We start from the raw sequence: 6,285 nt of genomic DNA, 5'->3' as shown, positions 1-6,285 counted from the left end.
TTTATCTGAGGTCGTGAAAAAGCTGCCCTGCATCAAGTAATAAGAACAGCCAAGAAAAACAGCTTCTCATGTTTTTGATTTGATTGGGCTTATTACCGCAGATGCAAGCTTTTGAACACCGTTTATCTGAGGTCGTGAAAAAGCTGTCCTGCATCAAGTAATAAGAACAGCCAAGAAAAACAGCTTCTCATGTTTTTGATTTGGCTGGACTTATTACCGCAGATGCAAACTTTTGAACACCGTTTATCTGAGGTCGTGAAAAAGCTGCCCTGCATCAAGTAATAAGAACAGCCAAGAAAAACAGCTTCTCATGTTTTTGATTTGATTGGGCTTATTACCGCAGATGCAAGCTTTTGAACACCGTTTATCATAAGTTGCAAAAAAGGGAGCTTGGCAAGATTTTTGCCACTCCCCCTCTTTCTATTTTTATAAGGACACTGCAGTAATTGTATTACAGTACATTTTTCGTCGTGCTGCTTAAAAGTTTTTCATACGCTTGTTCAAATTTTTGAACATCTCCAGCACCCATGAAGATTACTACTGCATCATGATAATCTAACAATGGAGATACATTATTTTCTTTGATGACTTCTCCACCTTTTTTGATTTTCGCTCCAAGGTCTTCGATCTTAACATTTCCTTGTTCTTCCCGAGCCGAACCAAAAATATCGCATAAGTAAACTTTATCAGCTAAATCAAGTGCTTCTGCAAATTCATCCATCAATGCAATCGTACGCGTAAACGTATGGGGTTGGAAAACTGCAATTATTTCTTTATCTGGATATTTTTGGCGTGCGCCATCAATCGTTGCTTTGATCTCTGCAGGGTGATGCGCATAATCATCGACTACGGTCATGTCTGCTACGATCTTTTCACTGAATCGACGTTTTACTCCTGGGAAAGTCAGCATTTCTTCTGCCACTTCTTTCAGATCCAGTTTTTCGAAATAAGCTACTGCAATAACACCTAAAGCATTTAAGATATTGTGTTTACCGAATGCTGGTACAGTGAAGTGCCCAACAAATTCATCCCCATGATAGACATCAAAAGCAGAACCAGAAGTTGTGCGTTCGATGTTTCGTGCTTGGATATCATCGTTTTCTGTGACACCATAATAATAAATCGGCACATCTGCTTCTAATTTGCGTAAATAAGCATCGTCACCATACGCAAAAATAGCTTTTTTCACTTGTCCAGCCATTGTTTGGAAAGCTGTAAATACATCGTCGATACTTGTATAATAATCCGGATGATCAAAATCGATATTGGTCATGATTGCATAGTCTGGTGAATAGGCAAGGAAATGACGGCGATATTCACAGGCCTCAAATGAAAAGAATTCCGCTTGCGGATCACCATGTCCTGTTCCATCTCCAATTAGATAACTTGTTGGACGGACACCACTCAATACATGAGAGAGCAGTCCAGTCGTACTTGTTTTTCCGTGAGAGCCTGTTACAGCGATACTCGTATAGTTTTGGATAAAATGACCAATAAAGTCGTGATAGCGAATCACTTCCAAACCTAATTCTTTTGCTCGCTGGATTTCTTCATGTGAATCAGGAAATGCATTTCCTGCAATGATCGTCATCCCTGGTTTTACATTATCTGCGTTAAATGGCAGAATCGTGATATTTGCTTTTTCTAAATCTCTTTGTGTAAAGAAATATTTTTCAATGTCTGATCCTTGGACATTTAGACCTTGTTCATGTAAAACAAGAGCCAAGGAGCTCATTCCTGAACCTTTGATACCAACAAAATGATACAATTTATTTTGATTTTCCATTTGAATCCTCTTCTCTTATCTAGCGTCCATTCTTTTAGCTATTACATTCAACACGCTCCTCATTATCTTATAAACGATTGAAAATTTCAACCAAATTTATTTGGAAAGGAGGATTCGCTGGCTAAAATGGTCAAGTACGGGAAAAATCCGTTTTTATTGACTCTTTAATTCTGGTGTAAGAAGACCAAACTTCCTCTGATATATCAATGTGAGGAATAAAATCTTTTCCTTTCGGACCATAGCCGTTCTCATCGTCATGGAGTCGTTCCATTTCTCCTAATACTAGCGCATGGAAATATTCCTTAGGCCATTGATGATTCAGTTCTTTTGCTGTAAAGATGATCTCTTCAGAAAAGTGAAGGATTTCCGGCACAAATGGCACAGCATTCGCGAAAATAGTTTGTTCATTTTGCCATACTTTCTCAAAAGTTGCTCGAGTCCTGCGTTGCAGTGTCGGATCATTCATCAATAGGACTTTTTCTGGTACAGCATCTAAGGAATGAAGAATCTCCAGTGAAAAAGTGGCGTTCTCTCCAGAATTTGTAGACTTCGATTCTATCAGGAAAGCCTTATCGGGCAAATCATAGACTTCTTTTAGATACTGACGACAGATTTCACTTTCACTCATGCCTTCTTCAAAATGAAATCCTTGCTTTTCAAAATTCTCATAAAGGATCCTAGTCGCATGCCCCACACCGCCGACCAAAAATAAACGTTCTACTTGACCATTTACATACATTCGTGCTGCTTTATCAGCTAAGATAGGAAGACAGTTTCCAGCTAAAATAAGTGTAGGTGCCGTCAGTTCCTCAAAATTTCCCTCTTCAGGTGCGGCTAAAAAATTTAATAGCTGATTCCAGTCTTTTAGATTCCTCTGCTCACTTTTTTCCAAAGGCCTTCCATCCTTTCATCTGATTTTTTGTGCTTCATTAAAGTCTTCTCTTTTTGTCTCAATCCATTTGATTTCCCCATGACATCTTCCACAACGATATTTGCGTACATCGATTCTTCTCTTGCGGTAGATCGTGGCAGAACAATCTTGGCATCGATAATACTCCATCTTTATCTGTTTCTTCGTCAAGGCTGGTGCATAGCGCAACCCTCCTGTTTTTTTCAAAAGATACTTGAAATCCATATCTTTATGCTGATACCCTCTTCCAGCTAGATGAAGATGATAATGGCAAAGTTCATGCTTGATGATTCCTGCAATCGTCTCTTCGTCTGACTCTTCAAATAGCTTCGCATTAAAATCTAAATGATGATCATTTAAATGATAGCGCCCGCCAGTTGTACGTAAGCGTGGATTGAACATTGCTTGGTGCTTGAAAGGAAGCTGGAAGCTTTTTAATGATATCTCTTCTACTAACTGCTGCAGTTCTTCTTGTGTCAATTTTTGTTACTCCTCATTGTTACTCTTCATAAGGGGAAAGCATCGTCAAACTGATTCTGCCTTTTTTCGTATCGACTTGTTCTATCCAAACTGTTACGATATCTCCTACTGACACGACATCTGTAGGATGCTTGACGAATTTTTTGCTGAGTTTCGATATATGGACAAGTCCGTCTTGCTTCACACCGATATCAACAAATGCGCCGAAGTCAATGACATTACGGACCGTTCCAGTCAATTCCATCCCTGGTTTCAAGTCTTCCATACTCAATACATCTGTACGTAATAAGGGCGCTGGCATCTCATCACGCATATCTCGTCCAGGTTGTGTCAGCCCAGCTAAAATATCGGTTAACGTTTCTTCTCCGACTGATAGGCTTTCAGCCAGTTTCTCTACGGATAATCGTGTCAATTTTTCTACTGCTTCTTCTGTACCAAGCTCTTTTTCTGAAAGTTGGACTGAAGTTAATATTTCTTTTGCGATAGAATAACTTTCGGGATGGATACCTGTGTTGTCCAAAATGTTTTTCCCACCAGGGACTCGCAAGAATCCGATTGCTTGTTCATATGCTTTTGGTCCTAAGCGTGGCACTTTTTTCAATTGAGTTCGTGCGGTGAATTCTCCGTTTTCTTCACGATAAATGACAATGTTTTGGGCAGTTGTTTTATTCAATCCTGATATATGCTGCAAGAGCTGCGGGCTTGCTGTATTCACATCCACACCTACTTGGTTAACCGCTGTTTCCACAACAAAATCCAATTGTTCAGCCAAACGTTTTTGAGAAACGTCATGTTGGTACTGGCCTACTCCGACAGCTTTAGGATCGATTTTGACTAATTCAGCTAAAGGATCTTGCAGGCGACGGGCAATAGAAACAGCACTTCTTTCTTCAACTTGTAGATGCGGAAATTCTTTTCGTGCAATTTCGCTAGCGGAGTAAACAGAAGCGCCTGCTTCGTTGACGATAGCGTAATAGGTTTTATGGTCGGCGTATTTCAACTGCTCAGCCACAAAAAGTTCAGATTCCCGACTGGCTGTACCATTTCCGATAGCTACCATATCTACTTGATATTTATTAATTAATTGGATAAAAGCTGGTCCAGCAGCTTCTCTTTTTGCTTGCGCTGCAGGTTTATGAGGATAAATAACTTCGATTGCTAAAACTTTCCCTGTCGCATCTACGACTGCTAGTTTACATCCAGTACGATAAGCCGGATCAAATCCCAGGACAACTTTACCTTTTAGTGGCGGTTGCAACAAAAGATTACGGAGGTTTTCGCCGAAAATAGCGATTGCTTGCTCATCTGCCTTTTCAGTCAATTCATTGCGCAGTTCTCGCTCGATTGCTGGCTGAATAAAGCGTTTATAACTATCCTGATAGGCTTCTCTGACGAATGAAGAAGAAGGAGAGGCAGGATTTTTGACTATTTGGCGATCCAAGTAAGCTAAAATTGCTGCTTCATCTACTTGAAGGAATACTTTCAGAATATCTTCTTTTTCTCCACGATTAGTAGCTAATATTCGATGAGAAACCATTTTATGGACGGGTTCTGCAAAGTCATAATACATTTCATATACGCCTTTTTCATCTGCTTGCTCATCCTTGACATTGCTGACATACATACCTTTGTTATACGTATAAGACCGAATCCAAGTCCGAAATTTTGCATTATCGCTGACTTGTTCAGCAATAATCTCATGAGCACCGTGCAACGCTTCTTCGGCAGAAGAGACTTCTTTTTCTTTGTCAATATATTTTTCTGCTTCAGATTGCACCTCTCCATCTGTAAGCTGCATCAGCCACTTCGCGAGTGGTTCAAGTCCTTTTTCTTTAGCAATCGTTGCTTTTGTCCGTCGTTTTTGTTTGTATGGACGATACAAATCTTCCACTTGTTGCATTTTCACGGCTTGGGTGATTTCTGCTTCTAACTCGGGGGTCAGTTTCCCTTGTTCATCGATTAGCCGAATCACTTCAGTTTTACGTTTTTCTAAGTTTTCAAGATATGCATACCGCTCTTCGATTTCACGAATCTGGACTTCATCAAGACTTCCAGTCATTTCTTTTCGGTAACGCGCGATAAAAGGAACAGTGTTTCCTTCATTTAACAAATTAAGTACAGTAGTCAACTGCTTAGGACGATAGTCTGAAAGCTCTTTTTGTACAAGCTGAATGATCGTCTGGTTCAAATTTTCCGTCATTAAAATGCCTCTTTTCTGCTAAAAATTGCTTCTTTATTCTATCATACTTTTTATCGTGGGTTAAACTACTGAAAGAAACAATATTCTCTATACAAATAAAAAGAGCCGCAACAAAGTCACAGCTCCTTCATTCTTTCCATTAGTCAGATTCCATGCCATGGTCCTTCGTTGTTCTGATATTCAATGTCTTGAAGAATACCTTCCTTGTCAAAAACAACCCCATGCAATGACCCTCCAAATACAGCTCCACCATCCATGCCGATTTTATGATCATGGATCCAGAGGTCTGTTGTCTGCATATCTCCATGGAGCATTGGTGTAATCGTATGTCCAAATACGATTGTCTTACCTGTATTGTTTTTCCCTTCATGAAATGGTTCCCTTATCCAAATAAAGTCTCTTGGACTTGTCTTACGCCAGTCTTTCTTTGTCAAATCCACACCGGCATGGACAAAAAGATAATTTTCCCATTCATAATACAAGGGGCGCTGGACTAAAAATTTAATCAGTTCTGAATATCTCGATTGGATCATCATCGAGATTTCAGTTGGGGAGTATTCCTCCGATGCCCCTGGGTGAAGCAGGCTTTCAAACGTTTCTTTTCCACCATTTCTCATATAAGGCGCATACCAGTCCTCCGGTGATTGCAGAAATTGCAAAAAATATTCTTCATGGTTTCCCCGGAGGTAAATGGCTCCTGTTTCTTCGACTAATTGCTTTCCTAATAAAAAACATTCTTTTGTACGAGGACCTCGATCATTAAGATCCCCTAATAAAACAAGCTGATGGATCTTTGGATCATAATAGTGAATAAGTTTTTCAAAAAGCTCATATTTGCCATGGACATCCCCAATAGCATAAATCAATGATTTCATGTGGATCACCATCCTCAACGCTAGTATAGCGCAT

5 protein-coding genes are annotated in these 6,285 nt (G+C 39.8%); all 5 read right to left on the bottom strand.

The genetic code is table 11. The features are described 5' to 3' along the window. Positions 1-451 precede the first annotated feature (451 nt). Positions 452-1,786 carry a UDP-N-acetylmuramate--L-alanine ligase gene (gene murC / locus OS139_RS05085; RefSeq protein WP_002291978.1) on the bottom strand — a complete coding sequence of 445 codons (1,335 nt, stop codon included), beginning with the start codon at positions 1,784-1,786 and terminating at the stop codon, positions 452-454. A 130-nt stretch (positions 1,787-1,916) separates the two neighbouring features. Beyond that, positions 1,917-2,678: a YdcF family protein gene (locus tag OS139_RS05080; protein WP_002331405.1), complete on the bottom strand. Its 762-nt coding sequence runs from the start codon at positions 2,676-2,678 to the stop codon at positions 1,917-1,919. A 15-nt stretch (positions 2,679-2,693) separates the two neighbouring features. Further along, positions 2,694-3,176, bottom strand: coding sequence for a SprT family protein (locus OS139_RS05075; RefSeq protein WP_002331406.1), 483 nt, complete (start codon positions 3,174-3,176; stop codon positions 2,694-2,696). Positions 3,177-3,195: 19 nt separating this feature from the next. After that, positions 3,196-5,376: a Tex family protein gene (locus OS139_RS05070; RefSeq protein ID WP_002331407.1), complete on the bottom strand. Its 2,181-nt coding sequence runs from the start codon at positions 5,374-5,376 to the stop codon at positions 3,196-3,198. Positions 5,377-5,519: 143 nt separating this feature from the next. Continuing rightward, complete coding sequence (locus OS139_RS05065; RefSeq protein WP_002331408.1) at positions 5,520-6,251, bottom strand: metallophosphoesterase family protein; 732 nt, start codon at positions 6,249-6,251, stop codon at positions 5,520-5,522. Positions 6,252-6,285 lie beyond the last annotated feature (34 nt).

Origin of the sequence: Enterococcus sp. E4-223, assembly GCF_035727065.1 — a bacterium.
GTDB classification, from domain to species: Bacteria; Bacillota; Bacilli; order Lactobacillales; family Enterococcaceae; genus Enterococcus_B; species Enterococcus_B faecium.
This window is presented reverse-complemented; position numbering and strand designations above follow the sequence as displayed.